Below are 21073 nucleotides of genomic sequence, written 5' to 3'. Positions count from 1 at the left end.
ACTTCATCCTGGGTTTCGGCAATGGCATCGGAACTGACAGCCACAGCCGCCTGCATCAGACTGGCAATCTCAGAGCGAAGTGATTCAACTTCATTCTTGAGTCGCTCACGGACCTGCTCAATCGCCAGGCCCACGTAATTGCTATTAAGGTAATTGGCAGCTTCCACCAGTTGAGGCTGCGAATAGTCCACCTCGGTGAAGATCACACGGTTTTGCACATCGCCTTCGGGCGAAACGATGATGACCAGCAAGCGTCGCTCCGACAGCCGCAAAAACTCAATATGCCGAAATACAGAAGATCGACGCGGCGAAATGACCACCCCGACAAATTGAGAAAGGCTTGACAGCAGGTTGGCGGCGTTCGAAATAACTTTTTGCGGCTGATCAGGCGCGAGGCTGTGTGCTGAAAATTGCCCTTGTCGCACGGTCAGCATGGTGTCGACAAAAAGACGGTAGCCGCGTGCTGTGGGAATGCGCCCTGCCGAAGTGTGCGGACTGGCAATCAGACCGAGTTCTTCGAGGTCGGACATGACATTGCGGATGGTGGCGGGCGACAAGTCCAGGCCCGAGGCTTTAGAGAGCGTGCGCGACCCTACGGGCTGCCCATCGGCGATATAGCGCTCAACCAGCGCTTTCAATAACAACTTGGCACGTTCATCGAGCATCAGGGCATTTTAGTGATGTAATTTGCCGATGAAATCGAAATTCCGGCAGGTTGCACTTATAGGTAAATACCAGACGGTCGCGTCAGGGGCTTCGGGGGCGTCTTCGCGTAATGCGATTGAAAGCATTGCCCATTTTTTGCATGCCCAGGGTTGCGAGGTGATTCTGGAACATGACACCGCACGCAACATGGGAATGTCGGGTTACCCAACGATGACGGTAACCGAAATTGGCGTGCAATGTGACTTGGGCCTGGTCGTGGGAGGCGACGGCACCATGCTGGGCATTGGTCGGCAACTCGCGCATTACGGTGTGCCGCTGATTGGTATTAACCAGGGCCGCTTGGGGTTTATTACCGACATTCCATTTGACAACTTTGCCACCACGCTGGCGCCCATGCTTCGGGGTGAATTTGAAGAAGACCACCGCAGCCTGATTCATGGCCGTGTTATGCGTGACGGCCATTGCGTATTTGACGCACTGGCCATGAACGATGTAGTGGTGAACCGGGGCGCTACCTCGGGTATGGTGGAATTGCGGGTGGAGGTGGACGGCCATTTCGTGGCGAACCAGCGTGCTGATGGCTTGATCATTGCCACACCAACAGGCTCCACGGCCTATTCACTTTCGGCTGGCGGGCCACTTTTGCACCCCTCTATTCCAGGCTGGGTATTGGTGCCGATTGCACCGCATACCTTGTCAAATAGGCCAATCGTCCTGGCCAATGCGACAGAGATTGCGATTGAAGTTGTCTCAGGCCGGGATGCCAGCGCCAGCTTCGACACCCAATCGCTCGCCTCGCTCATGCACGGCGACCGCATCGTGGTAACGCGTTCAAAACACCATGTGCGCTTCTTGCACCCCAAAGGCTGGTCTTACTTTGACACGCTGCGCCAAAAACTGCACTGGAATGAAGGAGTAGCCTGACCGTGAGCTTAAAACGTATTGTGTTGCGCGATTTCGTTATCGTGCGCGAGTTGGATCTCGACCTGTCCCGTGGCTTTACGGTGCTCACCGGTGAGACTGGGGCCGGTAAATCTATCCTGATTGATGCGCTGCAACTGGTTACTGGCGGACGGGCCGATGTCGGCGTGATCCGTGAGGGCGCCAGCCGCACGGATGTCAGCGCCGAGTTTGACGCCACAGTGGCTTTGGCCACCTGGCTTGATACCGCTGGGTTTGACATCAGCGACAGCCTGTTGCTGCGGCGCACGGTGGACACCCAAGGCAAGAGCCGCGCCTGGATCAATGGCAGTCCCGCCACTGCCACACAGTTGCGCGAGATTGGCGAGCAGTTGCTGGATATTCATGGGCAGCACGCCTGGCAAAGTTTGACCCGCCCAGATGCGGTTCGTGGTCTGCTGGACGCTTATGCCAGAGTTTCAACAACCGCTCTGACAACGCTCTGGCAACGCTGGCGGCTAGCGCAAAGTGACCTGCTCCAGGCAAACGCCGCCCAGGAGTCACTGCAACGTGACCGGGAACGTTTGGCGTGGCAAATTGGCGAAGTTGAAAAACTGGCACCTTTGCCCGATGAATGGGAAGAACTCAACACTGAACACGGTCGACTCTCACACGCACAGGCCCTGCTGGATGCGGCGCAAGGTGCGATTCAAACGCTCGATGATGACGAAAATAGTGCTTTGAGCGCCCTTCACAACGCTTGCCATCTGCTACAACAACAGGAGCACCTTGAGCCCTATTTTCGGGGGCTAGCTGAGGTTTTAACCTCAAGTCTGGCGCAGGTTGAAGACACCGTTCATTCTTTGCGCGCCTACCTGCGCAAGACCGAGCCAGACCCGCAGCGCTTGAGTGAACTCGACGAGCGCATGGCCTTGTGGTTGTCACTGGCCAGGCGCTATAAACGTGCGCCGGCAGACTTGACCGAGTTACTGTCATCCTGGAAACAGGATCTCCAAAAACTGGATGCAGCTGCCGACTTGGCCGGACTGGAAGCGGCCCAGGCTGCTGCGCTTGACGCTTACATGGCTGAGGCCAAGCTGATTTCCAAGGCCCGCGCCAAAACTGCGCCCCTGCTGGGCAAAGCCATTACGCTCGCGATGCAGGACTTGGGCATGCAAGGTGGTCAATTTGAAGTGGCGCTGCAAAAGTCAGTTCAACCGATGCAAAGCGGCCTGGAAGAGGTGGGTTTTCTGGTCGCAGGGCATGCGGGCAGCACACCCCGGCCCGTCAATAAAGTAGCCTCAGGCGGCGAACTGTCGCGCATGGCACTGGCCATTGCCGTGACAACCAGCCAGCTTGGTACGGCCCAAACTCTGATTTTTGACGAGGTGGATGCCGGCGTTGGAGGCGCTGTGGCTGAGACGGTGGGTCGACTCATGAAGCAATTAGGCATCGACCGGCAAGTGCTCGCCGTCACCCATCTGCCTCAAGTCGCGGCTTGTGCAGACCACCATTTGGTGGTGGCGAAGCAATTACAAGGTAACTCGACAGTGAGTTCGGTGGCGGCCATTCAGGGCGAACAACGGGTGATGGAAGTGGCTCGAATGCTGGGTGGTGAGCGCCTGCTGGGCACCACGGTGGCGCACGCCAAAGAAATGTTGCAGGCAAGTGAGTAATTAATGAAGACTGAAAACACGGATTTACAGATTGTTTTAATCACCGGCATGTCGGGCTCCGGCAAGTCGGTGGCGCTGCATGCGCTGGAGGATGCGGGTTTTTTTTGCGTTGACAACCTGCCTCCTGAGCTGCTGGTGCCCTTTGTTGCCCTGGAAAAAGCCCACAAAGCCAGCCGGGTGGCGATTGCAGTAGATGTGCGCACCGCCACGTCCCTCCCCTTGCTGCCCGAGCAGCTCTCGGTCCTGAAAAGACAAGGCATTTCGGTGAAGTCGCTGTTTCTGGACGCCACCACCGGCACGCTGGTGCGGCGTTACTCAGAAACCCGGCGCAAACACCCGCTGTCGCAATCGGCCTCCGACCACTCCAGCGGTGACCAGCGTCATGCGCTGGTAGATGCCATAGAACTGGAGCGCACGCTGCTGGCCGATCTGCGCGAAAACGCCCATGTCATTGACACCAGCATCATCCGGCCCTCGCAGTTACAGGGCTATGTCAAGTCGCTGGTTTCGACGTCCAGCGAGCAGCTGACGCTGGTGTTTGAGTCGTTTGCCTTCAAACGCGGGGTGCCCGGTGATGCAGACTATGTGTTTGACGTGCGCATGCTGCCCAACCCCCACTATGAGCCCGAGTTGCGGCATTTGACGGGGCGCGATGAACCGGTCGCCGCCTACCTGCGTGAGCAGCCCGATGTAGATCAAATGCTGGAACATATCCAGCAGTTTTTACACCACTGGCTGAGCGCTTTGGCGCGCGATCACCGCAGCTACGTCACGGTAGCCATTGGCTGCACCGGTGGTCAACACCGCTCCGTGTACCTGGTGGAACAACTGGTGAAATTGTTTGAAAGCCAATGGGTGACGCTCAAGCGCCACCGGGAACTTGACGCTATCTAGGCTGCGTCAGCAACTTGCGGATCGGCGCGGGCAAGCCCAAGACTTGCCAAGCCTGCGCCGCAATCCACGCCCCCTCTAGCGCGTCCAAGGCCGAAGCAGGCAGCTGCAACTGAACCGGGTGCAGGTATAAATCCTTGTGCGTCAATACATGGGTAAAAGCAGGCGCATCTTGCAAAGCGGCGCGGTGGCTGGCAGGCACCGCCGCTTCGAGCGCCTCGCGGCTCTCAAACAAGGGAAAACAATAAAGTCCCGCCCAGACACCCGGTGTCGGTCGTTTGTTCAGCCACACTGCGTCATCTTCTGAAGTCGCCCACAGCAACCAGAGGGACTCGGCACTGCGCTTGAGTTTTCGGGTCTTCACCGGGTAACGCTCGGGTTGGCCTTGCAGCCGGGCAACACAGTTCAGCGCCACCGGGCACCTTTCACAATCAGGTTTTTTGGACGTGCACAGCGTGGCACCCAGATCCATCACACCCTGCGTGTAGCGCGGCATGGCTTGATGCAAATCGCTTACCGGTAACAACCGGGTGGCTTCGTCCCATAGTTGGCGCTCATTGGCGGAAAGCGCCAGATCAGCCTCAAAGCCCAGCACGCGGGTCAGCACCCGTTTCACGTTGCCGTCAAGAATAGCCACCCGTTCTGCAAAGCACAAAGAAGCAATCGCCGCCGCCGTAGAGCGACCAATGCCAGGCAAGGTTTGAAGCGCTAGCGCTGTATTCGGAAAAGCCCCGCCGTGCAGCGCCATCACGTCGACCGCGCACCGGTGGAGGTTGCGGGCCCGGCTGTAGTAGCCCAGACCACTCCACAAGCCCAGCACTTCATCCAGCGTGGCAGAAGCCAGCGCAGCCACATCGGGAAACCGGTCTAGAAAGCGCGGAAAATAGTCCAGCACTGTGGCGACCTGCGTCTGCTGGAGCATGATTTCGGACAGCCAGACCCGGTACGGATCGCGCGTGTTTTGCCACGGCAGATCGTTGCGCCCGTGGGTTTTTTGCCATTGCACCACCTCGGTGGCGAAGTTCTTGAGCACCTGAGGTCAAACCCGTTCTAAAGCTTGGGTAGTCTCTGTACGTGCACCTTGAGTGGCTGTTAAAAGGTAGTCCGTCAGCTCCGACAGCTTGGTGTTGAGTTGATTCAAGGCGTCGCCTTGAGCCTCAATCTCTCCAATGCGGTCATTTAACCCCCCCGAGGCTTGCTGGATACGGTCAATGGCCTCCAGGCGGCGGCTAAAGTTGCGACGGCGTTCGCGCAACTGGGCATCCAGTTGTGAGGCAGCGGACTTGCTCCAAAGCTCAATATCTCCGAGCGCCGTCTCGTGAATCGCCCGAAGGCGATTAGACAAGGCACGCACCAAACGGTCGGCAAACTCGGGCTGCGCCAGCCTGAAAGCATTGCCAATGCCCAGGTATTGGATGTGGCTTCGCTCCACCATATCAATATCATGCAAATAAACAGCCATCGGCGGTTCGGTCGGTGGCTGCAACGAAAACCCATGCTCGGCATTGAGTTGCCGGAACGTGGCCGCCAGCATGACTTGAATTTCTGAACAGATGGACTGGACCTGACGCAGACTCTCGCGCAACTGGCCAAAGGTTTCACCGTAAGCCTTTTTAACGCCTAGCTTGAGACCTTTTTGGTGCAAAACTGCCGTGAGTTCCGCCATTTCTTTCTTTAGCGCGACGGGGCCCAACACCCCAAACACTTCACGCAGCAGCTTCATGTGCACGGAACGCACGGCATGAATTTTGGCGCCACCCAGGTCAAACTCGGCCTGCTCTTGCGAGATGCGAGAGCGCATGTTCTTGATCACTGCCGAATTTTTACCCTTCAAACCGTTGAGCTCCATCATCTGCTCGGTCAGGTCGCTGCGGCGAATATTGATGACGCGACCCGCCTCGGTTCGCAAATCTGAAATGCCATTGGCCACGGCCGCGCCCAGCATTTTTTGCCGCTGACCCATGATGTCGTGGGCCAGTGCCTCTTCCAGCTTGGTTAGGCAACTGAGCTCCAGCAAAGCCGCATCGTCCGTGACCTTGGCAACCAGACCTTTTTGAGCGGATACGGGAATAACTTGTTGCGCAGAAATACCCAGTATTTCTGCCGTAGACGCCTGCTGGCGATCGATCTGGGCTTGAACCTGTGCGGGGGAGCTCAACGCATCCCATAAAGTATCAATCTTGTTGAGAACCACCAAGCGGGTGTTGGTTGATTCATCATCACTGATCAAATGCTCTCGCCAAATGGACAGATCTGATTTGGTAACGCCGGTGTCAGCGCCCAAAATAAACACCACGGCATGCGCCTGTGGAATCAGACTGACGGTGAGTTCAGGCTCGGCACCAATGGCATTCAACCCCGGCGTATCCAGAATCACCAGGCCCTGCTTGAGCAAGGGGTGTGCAATATTAATCAGCGCATGACGCCACCGAGGCACTTCAACCAAGCCTTGAGCGTCAACGGTCGGGTTATCTTCTGGCGCTTCTTGCTGCCAGAATCCCAAAGCACGGGCTTCTTCCTGCGTCACGCGACGGGTCTCTGCCACCTTGGCCAGTGCCCCAGACAATTGCTTGGGATCATTCACATCCAGGTCAATTCGGGTCCACTTTTCGGGCACCATGCGCCACTCCATTAACGCCTGGGGTTGCAGGCGAGTTTCAATGGGTAACAAGCGTAAACACGGTGGAACAGCCGAGTCATAACCCATCTCGGTCGGGCACATGGTGGTACGCCCGGCGCTGGCAGGCATGATGCGGCGACCGTAACCGGCAAAGAAAATGGCGTTGATCAGCTCGGATTTCCCGCGCGAAAACTCCCCCACAAAAGCAACCATGACTTTATCGGCGCGCACCCGCAGCTCTAGGCGACGCAGGCGCTCTTCAACTGCAGAATCCAGCAGTTCGTGGTCTTTCATCCACTCAGCCAACAGTTTCAGCCGCAGCGCAAATTCACGCCGCCAAGTGCCGTGTTGATCAAACTTTTCGTTGAATGTAGTACTCAAATATCCTCCGAGCAATCTTTCAATATATCACCGAGCCGCCTCAGGGCGCCTAAGTCTTTTGGCACTGAGGGCAGTAAAACGTCGAACGTTGACCTTGCCTAATTGATTTAACCGGTGTGCCACAGACCCGGCAGGGTTGCCCTTCCCGTCCGTAAACCATGGCTTCCAACTGAAAATATCCATTTTCGCCACTGGCACTGGAAAAATCCCGCAAGGTACTGCCGCCTTTGGCGACTGCGCGAGCCAACACTTCCCGGATGGCCGCATGCAGCTTGGCAGCACGCGGTCGACTCAAACGGGCAGCACTCACGGTCGGCCGGATACCTGCCATGAAAAGCGCCTCAGAGGCATAAATATTACCCACGCCCACCACCACATCACCCGCCAACAGCACTTGCTTGATGGCCGCTTTGCGGCGTTTTAAACCGGCATGAAACTGGTCTAGATCAAATCCATTCGTCAATGGTTCCATGCCCAGTTTTCCCAATAGCTTGTGCGCAATGGGATCATCTTCACTGCCCGCGAAAACCACCGCGCCAAATCGGCGGGGGTCGTTCAGCCTGAGCGTGCCCTGACTGGTCACCATTTCAAAATGGTCGTGGGCTCCGGCTGGCGGCAACTGCGCGGCAAAACTCAGACTACCTGACATGCCTAAATGCACCAGCAGCAAGCCCTGATCCAGGTCGATCAGCAAATATTTGCCGCGTCTGCGCACCGCCCGAACGACTCGCCCAGCAAGTTGGCTCACATCGCAACCCAAAGGCCACCGCAAGGCCTTGCCCATGCGCACCGACTGCACGGTGGCACCGGCAATTTTGTCGGCAAAACTCATTCGTGTGACTTCAACTTCAGGTAATTCAGGCATAGCAAAGAAAATTAACGGACATGGATTATTATGGTCTGATGATGCGTTTCAACCGTTTTTCCACCCTTGTTCTTTGTGTTTTCGTGCTGACGGCACAGGCGCAAACGCCCGTCACCAAAGTAGACACACACATCACATCGGCACTCGACAGTGAGCTCTTTTATCAACTCTTGCTCGGTGAGCTCAACGCAAGGGATGGAGAACCCGGTGCAGGCTTCTCGTTGATTCTGGATGCCGCGCGCAAGACCAATGACACCCGACTCTACCAGCGCGCCGTTGACATTGCCCTTCAGGCGCGCTCTGGCGAGTCGGCGCTCAAGGCAGCGCGTGACTGGAAACTGGCCATTCCCAACTCCAAAGAAGCCAACCGGTATGTCTTGCAGATATTGATTGGTTTAAACCGGGTCAGTGAGGCAGTGGAGCCGCTTAAACGAGAAATCGCCACTGCGGATATCAAGGACCGCGCTGCAGCCATTGCCTCGATTCCGCGCTTTTTTGCGCGCACAACCGACAAAAAACTGGCTTCCTCCACCGTAGAGCGGGCATTGACCGACTTCCTCACTGCGCCAGGAATGGGTAGCGCTTCGTGGACGGTCATCGGGCGGATGCGACTTGATGCAGGTGATAGCAGTGGGGCACTGGAAGCTGCCCGCAAAGCGCAGACTGTGGATGCCAAATCGACCCAACCCATCATGCTGGCCTTGTCCATGATGAACCCAAGCACACCACAGGCCGAAGCTCTCGTTAAAAAATACCTTGATAAGCATCCACAACATGAAGTTCGCATGGCTTATGCACGGGTTTTGCTTGATGCCCAGCGTTACCCGGAAGCACAGGCGCAGTTGGTGGCCATCACTACTGAAAAACCAGATTTTCCACAAGCCTGGCTGATTCGCGGTGCGCTCGAATTGCAAGACGGGAAGCCAGTTGTGGCGGAGCAGTCGCTCAAACACTATGTGGAACTGGCGCTTGCCAAACCTGATGGAGCGGCGCCAGATGAGGCTAATCCGGGTCTGGTGCAAGCTTATCTCTCGCTGTCTCAGATTGCCGAGCAAAAAAAAGATTTCGCGGCGGCAGATGTATGGCTGAAACACATCGAGAGCACTGACGACCTGCTTAACGCCCAACTCAGGCGCGCTGCCCTACTGGCCCGCCAAGGCAAGCTCGAAGAAGCCCTCGCACTGGTACGCAGTCAACCGGTTAGAACTCCAGCAGATGCACGAATGAAAATCACAGCTGAAGTTCAGTTGCTGCGGGAAAGCAAACAATATAAAGCCGCCTACGTATTGCTAACTGAAGCCACCACAAGCAACCCGGAAGATTTTGATCTGGTTTATGACATGGCCATGGTGGCCGAAAAACTGAACAAACTCGATGAAATGGAGCGCTTGCTGCGAAGTGTGATGGCGGCCAAGCCTGATTATCAGCACGCTTACAACGCACTCGGCTATTCATTTGCCGAACGAAAAATCCGGCTGAACGAGGCCAGGCAATTGGTCTTGAAAGCGCTGGAATTTGCGCCTGGCGACCCATTCATCCTGGACAGCCTGGGTTGGGTTGAATTCCGAAGCGGCAATCTGACGGAAGCACTGCGCATTCTTGAAGGAGCCTTCAAAGAGAAGCCAGATGCAGAAATTGCAGCCCATCTTGGCGAGGTCTTGTGGGCAATGGATCGACGCGAGCAGGCCATCAACGCCTGGAAAGAAGGCGTGAAAATCAATGCCGAAAACGAAACTTTGCTTGAAACCTTGAAACGTTTGAACGTTACGTTGTGAGCCCAGGTGTGAAAGTTATCCTTGCCGTTATTTTTTTTGCTACTTTTTTTATAGCTGGTTGCGCTGTACCAACAAGGGCTACAAGCCAAATTGGCTCAGAAACTCCTTCGTGGCACGGCAGACTGGCGATTCAAATTGAAGCGGACTCAATCTCCAGTCCGGCGCAATCTTTTTCCGCCGAATTCGAACTCACGGGCACCCCGGTGACGGGCGAATTGACCCTGTTTACACCACTAGGAAGTACCGCCGCCACACTCACCTGGACCCCTCAATCGGCGACCATGCGTAGCAACAGTGACACTCGCACCTTTGAATCTCTAGAAGCCTTAATCAGGCACGCCGTTGGCACCGACATCCCCGTGGTGGCGCTTTTTGCCTGGCTGGCCGGCAATGACCTCAAGGTCGCCGGTTGGAGCGCCGACTTGTCGAAGCACGCCGTTGGCCGAATCTCCGCCCGGCGAACTGAACCTGCACCCATGGCAGAGTTGCGCCTGGTGCTTGAGAAATAACCCATGAAATCGCTTTACGATATTTCTGCCCCTGCCAAGCTCAACTTGTTTCTGCACATTACAGGCCGAAGAAGCGATGGCTATCACCTGCTGCAATCCGTCTTCATGCTCATCGACTGGTGCGACACGCTTCATTTCGATCTTCGTGACGACGGACAAATTAGCCGCGAAGACCTCAGCACCCCCTTGCCGGCAGATGACCTGATTACCCGTGCTGCACATGCGCTGAAATTAGCCAGCAACACAGCGCTGGGTGCCCACATCGGCATTGAGAAAAGTATCCCGGCGCAGGCAGGCATGGGCGGGGGCTCCTCCGACGCAGCCTCGACGCTGCTGGCGTTGAACCGGCTTTGGCGTCTTAACTTTTCACTGGAAAAACTCATTCAGATCGGATTGCAACTGGGCGCCGATGTGCCTTTTTTTCTGGGGGGACACAATGCTTGGGTGGAGGGTATTGGTGAAAAAATGACCCCAATCAACTTGCCACCGGGTCAGTTCCTCGTGGTTAAACCAAATGAAGGATTGGAAACAAAGTTGATTTTTTCAGACCCAGACATGAAAAGGAACAGTGAAACTGCTATAATTTCAGGCTTCGCTGCAGATGCTTTCGGCTTTGGTCGAAATGACTTGCAGAGTGTTGCTGAAAGACTTTGTCCCCCTGTGACTCAAGCCCTTAAATGGCTGGATACACAAGGGTTGAAAGGCAGGATGACAGGCTCTGGAAGCGCAGTATTTGCTCATGTGTTGCACCACATCGACTTGCCAAGCGCTCCAAGCGCATGTCAAGTCAGGTTATGCAATCGTTTGGATGATCACCCCCTTGTGGGCTGGGCATCTAGCGACAGGTTATCGGTTGGCAGTTTTTAACTGTTGACCCGTGTAGGGGAGTCGCCAAGTTGGTTAAGGCACTGGATTTTGATTCCAGCATGCGAAGGTTCGAATCCTTCTTCCCCTGCCAAATTTTTTGTTGCACGTAAATTACACATTACGTGCAGACGCAACGTTACTCAATTGCTGGGATTCTCATGCAGGCTGCTCCACCCCCTGATTTCATGGTTTTTACTGGCAATGCCAATCCTGGTATGGCTGCAGAAATCGCCCGTCACCTCGGCATTGGCCTAGGTGCAGCCACAGTGGGTCGTTTCTCTGACGGCGAAGTCACTGTCGAAATCAACCAAAACGTTCGTGCCCGCGATGTGTTTGTGGTGCAGTCAACCTGCGCGCCAACCAACGAAAACCTGATGGAATTGCTCATCATGGTGGACGCACTCAAGCGTGCTTCTGCTGAGCGCATCAGTGCAGTCATTCCCTATTTTGGCTACGCACGGCAAGACCGTCGTCCACGCTCAAGCCGCGTCCCCATCACCGCCAAGGTGGTAGCCAACATGCTGCAAGCGGTTGGCGTGGCACGCGTGCTGACCATGGATTTGCATGCAGATCAGATTCAAGGCTTTTTCGACATCCCGGTTGACAACATTTATGCCTCCCCCGTTTTGCTGGGCGATTTGCGCCAGAAAAACTACGAAGACCTGATCGTGGTGTCGCCTGACGTGGGTGGCGTGGTGCGTGCTCGCGCCCTGGCCAAACAACTGGGTTGCGACCTGGCCATCATCGACAAGCGCCGTCCGAAAGCCAATGTCAGCGAAGTGATGCATGTCATCGGTGAAATCGACGGCCGCAACTGCGTCATCATGGATGACATGATTGACACCGCCGGCACGCTCGTCAAGGCCGCTGAGGTCTTGAAAGAACGTGGCGCCAAAAAGGTTTATGCCTATTGCACGCACCCCATTTTTTCGGGTCCTGCCATTGAGCGCATCACCAACGGTAGCGCGCTGGACGAAGTGGTGGTCACCAACACCATTCCCTTAAGCCAGGCAGCTATGGCCTGCAAGAAAATTCGGCAACTGTCCGTGGCACCGCTGATCGCCGAAACGATTCAGCGCATTGCCAAGGGCGAGTCCGTCATGAGTTTGTTCTCGGATCAGGAAAATCTTTTCTGATTTGAGCAAAAGTGGGCTCAGAGCGCGCGTTATCGCACGCTCTGAGCCTTTTTAAAATCGGAGTCACACTGGTCGCGGTGGACTCCTCCAGGAGTTAATACTATGAAATTCGTCGCTTTTGAGCGCGCAATGCTGGGCACGGGTGCGAGCCGCCGTCTCCGCATCACCGGCCGCACGCCCGGTATCGTTTATGGTGGTTCTGTGACCCCATTGCAAATTGAAATTGACCACAATGCTCTGTGGCATGCCCTGAAAAAAGAAGCATTCCACGCCACCGTGCTCGACATGGAGCTGGACGGCAAAGAAAGCAAAGTTTTATTGCGCGACGTGCAAATGCACCCGTTCAAGCAACTCATCTTGCACATTGATTTCCAGCGCGTTGACGCCACCACCAAGCTGCACATGAAGGTGCCTTTGCACTACAGCGGTGACGAAAACTCGACAGCGATCAAAAACGAAGGTTGCATTGCTAACCACGTGATCACTGAAATCGAAGTGCTGTGTCTGCCAAGCGACCTGCCAGAATTCATTGCCGTTGATTTGAGCGGACTGAAAAAAGGCCGTTCACTGCATTTGGCCGACATCACCATGCCCAAGGGCGTGTCGCCTGTGCCACACGGTGGCAACAAAAACCCGGTCCTCGTGTCCGTGGTGGCCGTTGCTGGCGCCGAAATCGTGCCAGTGGCTGACGCTGCTGCACCTGCAGGCAAGCCTGCTGGTAAGGGAGCACCAGCGGCCAAAGCGCCTGCTGCTGCCAAAGCACCTGCCGCCAAGAAGAAGTAATTCTTCTTTGACGTCCCTCAACGGCCCACCTCGGTGGGCCGTTTTGCTTTCTGAACCCACCCCGATAATTTGCACATGATCAAACTTTTTGTCGGCCTGGGAAATCCCGGCCCCGAATACGAATCCACCCGCCACAACGCAGGTTTCTGGTGGCTTGATGAAGTCGCTCGCGAACTCAAAGCACCGCTTGTAATGGACAAAAGCTACTACGGCATGGTGGCCAGAACCTCGGTGAATGGTCAATCGGTTTGGCTGCTCAAACCGCAGACATTCATGAACCTCTGCGGCAAGTCGGTCGCCGCGCTGGCTCGGTTTTTCAAGATTTCGCCCCAGGAAATTCTGGTGGCACACGACGAACTCGATATCGTTCCCGGCGAAGCAAAACTCAAACTGGGAGGCAGTCACGCCGGGCACAACGGGCTGCGTGACATCCACGCCCAACTGGGAACTGACGATTACTGGCGTTTAAGGCTCGGTGTTGGTCATCCTGGCATCAAGTCTGAAGTGATCCATTGGGTGCTCAAAAAACCCTCTCTGGACCATCGCATTGCCATTGACCAAAGCATTGACCGCGCAGTCAAGGCACTGCCGCACTTTCTGTCGGGCGACATGGACAAAGCCACCATGTTGATCCACACCAGCAAGCCGCCGAGGCCCAAAGTACCCAAACCGGAAACCCCAGCACTGTAATTCCCGACGCCAACCGCCCCTTCAAGAGAAAGCACATTATGCAAAAATCGACCTTAACCGCTCTGTTTTTTATAGCTGCTAGCGCTTTAATGACGGGGGCTACAGGTCAAAATGTCTATAAATGCGGAAACAGTTACAGCCAAGCGCCCTGTCCGGGCAGCGTGACACTTGAGGTAACCGACGCCCGAACGCCAGCACAAAAAGAGCAGACCGACTTGGCAGCAAGTCGTGATGCTCGAGCGGCTGACGCCATGGAAATAGCGCGCGTGCAGCAAGAAAAGGTGAACCTTGCCAACAACACGCCAGCACCCCCAAAAGTGAGCAAGGCCAGCGCCAGCGCCGCCAAGAAGGCACCCGCCAAAGCCAGGAAGAAAAAGAAAACGCCAGATGACTTCACCGCACAAGCGCCTGGAGAGAAAAAGAAACCGGCTAAAAAAACCAAAGAAAGCCCTGCCGCCACTGGCTCCTGATCGGAGTGGGCGCTGCGAATGACTTCAGCGACTTGAGGGCTGGACCAGTTCCGGCTGGAGCCGCCGGTACTTTGCCCAAAGGGTTTCCTGGTCTTCCACAAATTGCGGATTAACAGGGATACAGGAAACCGGGCAGACCTGAACACACTGCGGTTCGTCGAAGTGCCCCACGCATTCAGTGCACTTGCTAGGTTCGATCTCGTAAATTTCAGCCCCCATAAAGATGGCTTCATTGGGACACTCGGGCTCACACACATCGCAGTTGATGCACTCGTCGGTGATGATCAACGCCATGACTGGACATCCGCAATAGGGTTAAAGGTGTTCTGGCTCAATATCATGTTTAGATTATCGGTGCATGAAGCCCTTTAAGGCGCTAACACCCTACTGGGATCAGGCTTAAACCCGGCCCCATGACGGCGCTCATGTCACCCGGTTTTGCAACAATAAGTAAGGCATGGCGTCGAAACCGGCACACCACGCGTTATGGATGTAGAACAAGATGTAGCTAGACGTGGCTTGTTAGCATTCTCTTCAACCGTGTCAGTCGCCTGTCTCTGATGCGACGCACTAGCGTTTTTTTCGGAAGGAGTCTTCATGAAAATGCAATCTCTGCGCCTTCGGGCTTTTATCGTCATGGCCTGTTTCTCATTGTTGAGTCTCGAGGGCTGGGCTGATGCCGATCCACCGGCGCGCGTTGCACGTCTGGGGTACGCAAGTGGTGCCGTCAGTTTTTCGAGCGACACGGACAACGACTGGGTCCCCGCCACCCTCAACCGCCCCCTCACGAATGGCGACCGCTTATGGACGAATCCGCAAGCCCGGGCAGAAATCCAGGTAGGTGGTGCGTTGATCCGGATGAATGGTGAAACCAATTTCACCATGGTCAACTACGACGACCAGATTGCACAACTGCAATTGAATCAGGGCACCTTGAATGTTCGCGTGCGCCGTCTTGAGCCGGGCCAAGTGTTTGAGGTCGACACCCCCAATTTCGCATTTACCCTGCGAGAACCCGGCGAATACCGTCTTGAGGTGAATCCCGAAAGCAACGCCACCGACATCGTCGTGCGCAAAGGTCAAGGCGAGGCCTATGCAGACGGCACCACTTATGTGATCGATCCGCGTCAACCTTACCGATTCAAGGGCAACCAACTGAAATCCTACGATTTCATCGACGTTCCCAGACTCGACGAATTTGACCGCTGGACGCGGGACCGCGACCGCCAGATCGACACCTCGGTATCAGCCCGTTATGTGTCGCCTGACGTGGTGGGCTACCAGGACCTGGATGCCTACGGCAACTGGCGCGAAGAGCCGAGCTACGGCCATGTCTGGATTCCCAGCAGGGTGCCAATGGGATGGGCCCCATACCGCGACGGCCACTGGGCCTGGATCAATCCGTGGGGCTGGACATGGGTAGACGATGCGCCCTGGGGCTTTGCCGTGTCGCACTACGGACGCTGGACTTTTCTGGCGGGTACCTGGGGCTGGGTGCCTGGCCCGATTCGCGCACGGGCCTACTACGCTCCGGCATTGGTGGTATTTATCGGCGGAGACAACTTCACCTTGTCCCTCTCCAGCAGCAACGTGAGCGGCATTGCCTGGTTTCCGCTCGGCCCCCGCGAGGTCTACCGCCCCCCCTACCAGGCCAGCCCGCGCTACATCGACAACATCAACCGCAGCAATACCGTGATTCACAACACGGTCATTAACACCACCCAGGTCAACAAGATCGTCTATGTAAACCGGCAGGTACCCGGTGCGGTGATTGCCGTTCCGACGAGCGCCTTCGTGCAGTCGCACCCGGTACCCAAAGCTGCAGTTCGGGTGCCACGGGACATTCTCACTCATGCTCCGGCTACCGGCATGGTGCCGCCAGCGCCCAGAGAACGGGGCCAGCGAGAACCATCGGGACAGGGAGAACGAAAACCTGGCCGGCAAGTGGAGCGACCTAACGACACCAAAATAGTGGTGCCCCCGACCCCTCAGACAGTACGAACAGCGCCTGTTGCGGCGACACCGGCAACGAACGAGCAACCGCCGAAGGCAACGCCTGTTGAAAGAACAAGAGAAACCCGGGTCAACCCAGAGCGAAGATTAAAACCAATTCAAAGTCCAAGGCCAACGCAGGAACTAGCGCCAGCGCCAGTTCCAACACCAGCGACGCAAGTTACGCCCGTCGTTCGTGTAGTTCCCGTTGCGCCGGTGACTCAACCAAACACGCAGCCTACCGGACGACCCCTACACCGGCCCATCACACCGACTGAACAGCCAAAGCCATCAGTCCCAGCAACACAACAAGAAAAGCCCATCATCGTTAAGCCAGCAGAGGTCCGTGCGCCCGTTGCCATGCCAAAACATCAGCCACAAACTCAGTCACCGGTTCAAGCGGAACCCAAGGCAGAGCCACACGTTCAGAAGCCCCAACGCGGCGAAAAATCACCTTCAGAGGTCAAAAAAGACGTTGAAGAACTGAAGCGCGAGGAAGAAAAGCACAAACCCAAAGGGTAACGGGAAGACGCTTTTTATGCGTCCAAGTCAGAAACCGACTCGGGCGCCTCCGTGGCCTTAATGATCATCACCGGCACACCTGCGGCGTGCAGCACCTCGTTGGACACCGAGCCCAACAGCGCACTGCGCAAACTGCTCATGCCACTGGCGCCCATGACGACCAGGTCGCACTCAAAGCGCTCCAGAATATCAATCAGGGTGTGGGCCGGGTCGCCGGAGGCCACCTCGCACTCATAGGCCATGTTGGCCTCTTTGAGCAAGGCTTCGGCAGCCAGCAGCGTATGGGCTCCCGCAGCGGCACTCACCTGCTCAATCACGGCGGGGTCATGTGCCACCACCAGTTCATACAGCGTGGCGGGTTCTTGCACGTTGGCCAGCACCACAGAGGTATTCAAACCATCCTGCGCCATACGAATGGCAAAGCGCACCGCTTCAAGAGAAAGATCGGAACCGTCGACGGGCAAAAGTATTTTCATTATTTTCTCCAGCTTGTAATAGGTTTTAAACGACTCAAGCGTAGGACAAGCGCTTGAGAGTCTTCTTGAGTTAGGTCAAATTTCACCGGGCGCGGATTGAATTTCGCACGCGTTAGATGAGGGCCAGGCTGCGGACTTTTTCCAGCAAACGGGCATTCACGCCAGGCGAGACAAATTTATCTACTTCGCCGCCAAGCGTGGCAATTTCGCGCACAAAGGTGCTGGAAATAAACTGGTATTTGTCGCTGGGCGCCAGAAACACGGTTTCAACATCGGGCATCAGGCTGCGGTTCATGCCGGCGAGCTGAAACTCGTAATCAAAGTCCGTGACCGCACGCAGACCGCGCACCATTGCCGTACCTTTACGGGCCACCACAAAGTCGCGCAGCAAACCGGCAAAGCTTTCAACCTGCACCTGCGGGTACGCCTTGACGGCCTCACGCGCCATGGCCATGCGCTCTTCGACGGAGAACATGGCTTTTTTATGGTGCCCGGCCGCCACCGCCACGATCACATGACTGAACATCTTGGTGGCGCGTCGCACCACATCTTCGTGACCCAGGGTCATCGGATCGAACGTACCGGGGTAAACAGCAATCACATCATGAGACATGGCAGGCCTAGGGGTGAGTTGAGGGGGAGTGAGTAGAAGCTCAGGCCAGCCGCTTGAGCAAGTGCGCGTGAACCGCGCCCGCTTTGAGGTGCCGGTGCACTTTGAGTCCGGCGACCTCCAACTGCGCATCGGTCCACAGCACCGGGGCTTCCAGGTAGACAAAACCTTCCAGCGACACCGCACGCCCAGCCGCTTGCAGTGCGCCTTCAAACAGCACCGAATCAAAGGGCGGATCAATGAACACGGCGTCCATGCTGGCCGGGTCCACATGCTTGAGCGCGGCCACGCCGTCTCCACGCACCACTTGCGTGGCACTGGCCTGTAATTGGGTCTGCACGCGTTTGAGTTGGGCCACCAGCGCGGTGTCCTGCTCGACCAGCGTGACCTCTTTGGCGCCACGGGAGGCGGCTTCAAAACCCAGCACGCCGGTGCCGGCAAAGGCGTCAATACAGCGCCAGCCGGTCAGGTCCTGTCCGAGCCAGTTGAACAGCGTTTCGCGCACGCGATCAGGGGTGGGGCGCAGACCGGGTTTGTCGGCCACCGCCAGTTTGGTGCGTTTCCATTGGCCGCCGATGATGCGGATTTCATGGGTTTGAGGGGTGGCGTGGACTGGCACGCGGGGCTTGCGAGGGAGTTCAGATTTCTTTTGCTTCATGAAAGAAGCTTAACTCAAGCCATTCAATGCTGAAGCAAAAAAACCACGCCCCTAAAAGTGAACCACCTGCAAGTTAAAACTTACTTATCCGCGCCTGCGCCACCCAGCACCACGGTCACCATTTTGTCGGTTTGCAGCTTGCGCGCAAACGCAGCCTTGATGTCGGCGGCGGTCACTTTGTCGACCTGTTGCGTCCAGGTGTCCAAATAATCCAGCGGCAGCTGGTTCCAGGCGATGTTGGCGACGTTGTCCAGCAACTTGCGGTTGCTGTCCACGCGCAGGGCAAAACCGCCGATCAGGTTGTCTTTGGCGGCCTGGAGTTCTTCTTGCGTGGGACCGTTCGCCACAAACTCAGCCACAACGTCGCGCGACACTTTCACCGCCTGCTCGGCTTGGTCAGGCCGGGTTTGCAGCCCGAGGGTAAAGGCACCAGCGTGCAGTCCCGGGGCAAAGTAGCTGTAAACGCTGTAGCTCAAGCCCCGTTTTTCACGCACTTGCGTGGTCAGACGAGAGACAAAACCACCCCCGCCCAGGATGTAATTACCAACCGTGAGCACAAAATAATCCGGGTCGTCGCGCTTGTAACCGGGCTGGCCGATCAGAACGTGCGCCTGCGCTGAGTCGAAAGCAATGTGCTTCTCTACCGCTTGCGTCAGCGGCGTCACTTCAGCGACCGGGGGCAAGGCTGCGCAGGCGGTAGGCGTCTTCACATCGCCAGACAAACGCAAAAACAACTGCGTCACCAGCGCATCGGCCTGCGCCCGGTTCACCGCGCCGACCAGCGTGACCTTGGCCCGGCAGGGCTGAATCAGCGCGCTGTAAACCGCCTGCATATCGGCCACACTGATGCGGGCCAACGTCGCTTCGGTCATCTCAAAACCGTAGGGATGCGTGCCGTACACCGCGGCATTAAAGGCCCGTGCCGCCAGGGTGGCCGGGCGGGTGTTGGCTTCCTTCAGGGCGGCGTTGAGGGTTTCGCGCTCACGCTGCCAGATTGCTGCCGGGAAATCAGGCTCGCCGAGTTGCCGCGCCGCCAGTTGCGTGGCTTTGGCCAGCAGGTCCGGGTAGGTCAGCGAACGCAGCGAAAAACTCATGCGGTCCTGGCTGGCGCCACCGCCAAACGAAGCGCCCAAATCAGCCCAGGCTTCCCCAAGGGCGTTTTCATCCAACGCGGGTTCGGTCGCAACTGCCCGCACGCCTTTGCCGGCCATGCTGGCCGTCACACTGGCCAGACCCGCCTGCGTCGGCGGATCACGGCGGCTGCCAGCGTCAAAGTCAATTTGCACATCCACCATCGGAATCCCCTGGCTTTGCGCCAGAAATACCTGCACCCCCGAAGGCTGCGTCCAATGTTCAACAGGAATCCCGGCCCACGCCATATTTATAACAAATAGGGCTGTAGCCCCCGTTTTATATGCGTGAGTAGCTATATTTTTAATAGTAATCATGAAACAGCTTTCAGTGCCGTGCACCGGCCAGAGGCTGGCGTGGCTTGCGGGTTTTGTCCAGTGCTTGGGGCAGCAACACGGCCACGGTCAGTTGATCGTCGCCAAAATACCGAGCTGCCACCGCCTTGACCTGATCGGCGGTTACGGCGCGCAAGCGGGTGATCAGCTGCTCACCGGCATCCAGCGGCAAGCCCTGCACCCAATGGCTGCCCAACTCGCGAGCCTGGTTAAAGACGGAGTCGAGTTTGTAGACCTCGCTCGCCACCCACTGGGTTTTGACACGGTTCAGCTCCGCCTCGGTCACGCCGTCTCGGGCGATGCGCGCCACTTGTTCACGCAGCGCCAACTCCACCTGCGCCGCCGTTTTGCCTTGGGCGGGCACGCCTTCCAGGGTGAACAGCTGCGGCCCACGGCCCCACAAGCCGTTGTAAGAACCCGCGCTGTCGGCCACCCGGTTGTCGCCTTGCGTCAGCGCCCGCTCCAGGCGCGCACCGCTGTAGCCATCCAGCACCGCAGACAGCACGGTGAGCGCCAAGACATCTGCGTCGCCTGATGTTGAAGACGCTGGCTGGCTGGTCAGCGACTGCAGCGTCGGCACCTTGAAGGACAGCGAGACGTAGGCCTGATCGGCCGGCGCCTTGAAATCCATGCGCCGAATACCGGCCTGCACCGGCTCCTCGCGCGGTTTGCGCAGCGGCACGGCACGGGCTGGCACCGGGCCATAGTATTTCTCGGCCCAGGCGCGCACCTGCGCCACATCGACATCGCCCGCCACCACCACCACGGCGTTGCCCGGCACATACCAGCGCTGGTAAAACTCGCGGGCGTCTGAGGGCGTCATGGCTTGCAGGTCGCTCATCCAGCCGACCACCGGGCGCCGGTACGACGACGCCACAAACACCGTGGCCTCCACCGCTTCGTGCATCAAGGCACGCGGGCTGTCTTCGGTACGCATGCGGCGCTCTTCCTTGACCACTTCAAGCTCTTTTTTGAACTCTTCATCGGGCCACTGGTTGTGGGCGAAGCGGTCAGCTTCGAGCTTCATCACATCTTCCAGGCGGTTCGCGGGAATCTGCTGGTAGTAGCCGGTGTAATCCTTGCTGGTGAAGGCGTTTTCGCGGCCCCCCAAAGCCGCCAC

At 56.9% G+C, this 21073-nt stretch carries 21 protein-coding genes and 1 tRNA gene; 12 read left to right on the top strand and 10 right to left on the bottom strand.

Annotation, left to right across the window (positions count from 1 at the left end; translation table 11 throughout):
* On the bottom strand, positions 1 to 665 hold a 665-nt coding region (gene hrcA, locus WCG50_RS10480; RefSeq protein WP_336899544.1), incomplete at its 3' end, for a heat-inducible transcriptional repressor HrcA.
* A 28-nt stretch (positions 666 to 693) separates the two neighbouring features.
* Here hrcA and WCG50_RS10475 point away from each other — a divergent pair.
* From WCG50_RS10475 to rapZ, 3 genes are read left to right on the top strand one after another with little or no spacing between them, the layout of a single operon-like run.
* Positions 694 to 1590, top strand: a complete 897-nt coding sequence (locus WCG50_RS10475) for an NAD kinase (RefSeq protein ID WP_336899543.1) — start codon at positions 694 to 696, stop codon at positions 1588 to 1590.
* Positions 1591 to 1592: 2 nt separating this feature from the next.
* Positions 1593 to 3242, top strand: coding sequence for a DNA repair protein RecN (gene recN / locus WCG50_RS10470; RefSeq protein WP_336899542.1), 1650 nt, complete (start codon positions 1593 to 1595; stop codon positions 3240 to 3242).
* Between the two features lie 3 nt (positions 3243 to 3245).
* Positions 3246 to 4136, top strand: a complete 891-nt coding sequence (gene rapZ, locus WCG50_RS10465; protein WP_336899541.1) for an RNase adapter RapZ — start codon at positions 3246 to 3248, stop codon at positions 4134 to 4136.
* On the opposite strand, the gene mutY is transcribed toward rapZ, so the two are convergent.
* The 3 genes from mutY to mutM are packed head-to-tail and all read right to left on the bottom strand — an operon-like array spanning position 4129 to position 7999.
* Positions 4129 to 5166: an A/G-specific adenine glycosylase gene (gene mutY, locus WCG50_RS10460; RefSeq protein ID WP_336899540.1), complete on the bottom strand. Its 1038-nt coding sequence runs from the start codon at positions 5164 to 5166 to the stop codon at positions 4129 to 4131. The genes rapZ and mutY overlap by 8 nt on opposite strands.
* A gap of 6 nt (positions 5167 to 5172) precedes the next feature.
* The gene (locus tag WCG50_RS10455; RefSeq protein WP_336899539.1) at positions 5173 to 7134 is read right to left on the bottom strand and encodes a dynamin family protein; all 1962 of its coding nucleotides are present in this window, start codon (positions 7132 to 7134) and stop codon (positions 5173 to 5175) included.
* A 49-nt stretch (positions 7135 to 7183) separates the two neighbouring features.
* A complete protein-coding gene (mutM, locus tag WCG50_RS10450; protein ID WP_336899538.1) occupies positions 7184 to 7999 on the bottom strand; it encodes a bifunctional DNA-formamidopyrimidine glycosylase/DNA-(apurinic or apyrimidinic site) lyase in 816 nt (271 codons plus the stop codon).
* A 20-nt stretch (positions 8000 to 8019) separates the two neighbouring features.
* Between mutM and WCG50_RS10445 the strand changes: the two genes are divergently transcribed.
* The 8 genes from WCG50_RS10445 (at position 8020) to WCG50_RS10410 (ending at position 14229) form a co-directional block, all read left to right on the top strand.
* Entirely contained in the window at positions 8020 to 9774 is a 1755-nt protein-coding gene (locus tag WCG50_RS10445) for a tetratricopeptide repeat protein (protein ID WP_336899537.1), read from the top strand.
* An 8-nt stretch (positions 9775 to 9782) separates the two neighbouring features.
* Positions 9783 to 10283 (top strand): lipoprotein insertase outer membrane protein LolB, encoded by a 501-nt coding sequence (locus WCG50_RS10440; protein ID WP_336899536.1) that lies wholly within the window; start codon positions 9783 to 9785, stop codon positions 10281 to 10283.
* Between the two features lie 3 nt (positions 10284 to 10286).
* Positions 10287 to 11150 (top strand): 4-(cytidine 5'-diphospho)-2-C-methyl-D-erythritol kinase, encoded by an 864-nt coding sequence (ispE, locus tag WCG50_RS10435; protein ID WP_336899535.1) that lies wholly within the window; start codon positions 10287 to 10289, stop codon positions 11148 to 11150.
* Positions 11151 to 11164: 14 nt separating this feature from the next.
* Positions 11165 to 11241, top strand: a tRNA-Gln gene (locus WCG50_RS10430).
* A 67-nt stretch (positions 11242 to 11308) separates the two neighbouring features.
* Complete coding sequence (locus tag WCG50_RS10425) at positions 11309 to 12286, top strand: ribose-phosphate pyrophosphokinase (RefSeq protein WP_336899534.1); 978 nt, start codon at positions 11309 to 11311, stop codon at positions 12284 to 12286.
* A 102-nt stretch (positions 12287 to 12388) separates the two neighbouring features.
* Positions 12389 to 13069 carry a 50S ribosomal protein L25/general stress protein Ctc gene (locus WCG50_RS10420; protein ID WP_336899533.1) on the top strand — a complete coding sequence of 227 codons (681 nt, stop codon included), beginning with the start codon at positions 12389 to 12391 and terminating at the stop codon, positions 13067 to 13069.
* Between the two features lie 75 nt (positions 13070 to 13144).
* Positions 13145 to 13759 (top strand): aminoacyl-tRNA hydrolase, encoded by a 615-nt coding sequence (pth, locus tag WCG50_RS10415; protein ID WP_336899532.1) that lies wholly within the window; start codon positions 13145 to 13147, stop codon positions 13757 to 13759.
* Between the two features lie 38 nt (positions 13760 to 13797).
* Positions 13798 to 14229: a hypothetical protein gene (locus WCG50_RS10410; protein ID WP_336899531.1), complete on the top strand. Its 432-nt coding sequence runs from the start codon at positions 13798 to 13800 to the stop codon at positions 14227 to 14229.
* Positions 14230 to 14253: 24 nt separating this feature from the next.
* Here WCG50_RS10410 and WCG50_RS10405 read toward each other — a convergent pair whose 3' ends face one another.
* A complete protein-coding gene (locus WCG50_RS10405; protein WP_336899530.1) occupies positions 14254 to 14523 on the bottom strand; it encodes a YfhL family 4Fe-4S dicluster ferredoxin in 270 nt (89 codons plus the stop codon).
* A gap of 303 nt (positions 14524 to 14826) precedes the next feature.
* On the opposite strand from WCG50_RS10405, the gene WCG50_RS10400 reads away from it, so the two are divergent.
* Entirely contained in the window at positions 14827 to 16743 is a 1917-nt protein-coding gene (locus WCG50_RS10400) for a DUF6600 domain-containing protein (RefSeq protein WP_336899529.1), read from the top strand.
* Between the two features lie 14 nt (positions 16744 to 16757).
* Here WCG50_RS10400 and WCG50_RS10395 read toward each other — a convergent pair whose 3' ends face one another.
* From WCG50_RS10395 to WCG50_RS10375, 5 genes are all read right to left on the bottom strand, one after another.
* Positions 16758 to 17219, bottom strand: a complete 462-nt coding sequence (locus WCG50_RS10395; RefSeq protein ID WP_336899528.1) for a universal stress protein — start codon at positions 17217 to 17219, stop codon at positions 16758 to 16760.
* A 112-nt stretch (positions 17220 to 17331) separates the two neighbouring features.
* Positions 17332 to 17832 carry a pantetheine-phosphate adenylyltransferase gene (coaD, locus tag WCG50_RS10390; RefSeq protein ID WP_336899527.1) on the bottom strand — a complete coding sequence of 167 codons (501 nt, stop codon included), beginning with the start codon at positions 17830 to 17832 and terminating at the stop codon, positions 17332 to 17334.
* A gap of 40 nt (positions 17833 to 17872) precedes the next feature.
* Positions 17873 to 18487 (bottom strand): 16S rRNA (guanine(966)-N(2))-methyltransferase RsmD, encoded by a 615-nt coding sequence (rsmD, locus tag WCG50_RS10385; RefSeq protein ID WP_336899526.1) that lies wholly within the window; start codon positions 18485 to 18487, stop codon positions 17873 to 17875.
* Positions 18488 to 18567: 80 nt separating this feature from the next.
* Entirely contained in the window at positions 18568 to 19935 is a 1368-nt protein-coding gene (locus WCG50_RS10380) for a pitrilysin family protein (protein ID WP_336899525.1), read from the bottom strand.
* Positions 19936 to 19945: 10 nt separating this feature from the next.
* Positions 19946 to 21073, bottom strand: a 1128-nt coding sequence (locus WCG50_RS10375) for a pitrilysin family protein (protein ID WP_336899524.1), incomplete at its 5' end; no start/stop codon positions are given.

Source organism: Rhodoferax sp., from assembly GCF_037143375.1.
Taxonomy (GTDB): domain Bacteria; phylum Pseudomonadota; class Gammaproteobacteria; order Burkholderiales; family Burkholderiaceae_C; genus Rhodoferax.
The sequence above is the reverse complement of the archived record's forward strand: the minus strand, read 5'-3'. Positions and strand labels throughout refer to the sequence as shown.

Bases quoted from the DNA above. Each gene is read 5' to 3' on its own strand.
- WCG50_RS10475 (WP_336899543.1), top strand. From the start codon at position 694: ATGAAATCGAAATTCCGGCAGGTTGCACTTATAGGTAAATACCAGACG.
- rapZ (WP_336899541.1), top strand. From the start codon at position 3,246: ATGAAGACTGAAAACACGGATTTACAGATTGTTTTAATCACCGGCATG.
- mutM (WP_336899538.1), bottom strand. From the start codon at position 7,999: ATGCCTGAATTACCTGAAGTTGAAGTCACACGAATGAGTTTTGCCGAC.
- WCG50_RS10445 (WP_336899537.1), top strand. From the start codon at position 8,020: ATGGATTATTATGGTCTGATGATGCGTTTCAACCGTTTTTCCACCCTT.
- ispE (WP_336899535.1), top strand. From the start codon at position 10,287: ATGAAATCGCTTTACGATATTTCTGCCCCTGCCAAGCTCAACTTGTTT.
- WCG50_RS10425 (WP_336899534.1), top strand. From the start codon at position 11,309: ATGCAGGCTGCTCCACCCCCTGATTTCATGGTTTTTACTGGCAATGCC.
- WCG50_RS10420 (WP_336899533.1), top strand. From the start codon at position 12,389: ATGAAATTCGTCGCTTTTGAGCGCGCAATGCTGGGCACGGGTGCGAGC.
- pth (WP_336899532.1), top strand. From the start codon at position 13,145: ATGATCAAACTTTTTGTCGGCCTGGGAAATCCCGGCCCCGAATACGAA.
- WCG50_RS10410 (WP_336899531.1), top strand. From the start codon at position 13,798: ATGCAAAAATCGACCTTAACCGCTCTGTTTTTTATAGCTGCTAGCGCT.
- WCG50_RS10405 (WP_336899530.1), bottom strand. From the start codon at position 14,523: ATGGCGTTGATCATCACCGACGAGTGCATCAACTGCGATGTGTGTGAG.
- WCG50_RS10400 (WP_336899529.1), top strand. From the start codon at position 14,827: ATGAAAATGCAATCTCTGCGCCTTCGGGCTTTTATCGTCATGGCCTGT.
- WCG50_RS10395 (WP_336899528.1), bottom strand. From the start codon at position 17,219: ATGAAAATACTTTTGCCCGTCGACGGTTCCGATCTTTCTCTTGAAGCG.
- coaD (WP_336899527.1), bottom strand. From the start codon at position 17,832: ATGTCTCATGATGTGATTGCTGTTTACCCCGGTACGTTCGATCCGATG.
- rsmD (WP_336899526.1), bottom strand. From the start codon at position 18,487: ATGAAGCAAAAGAAATCTGAACTCCCTCGCAAGCCCCGCGTGCCAGTC.
- WCG50_RS10380 (WP_336899525.1), bottom strand. From the start codon at position 19,935: ATGATTACTATTAAAAATATAGCTACTCACGCATATAAAACGGGGGCT.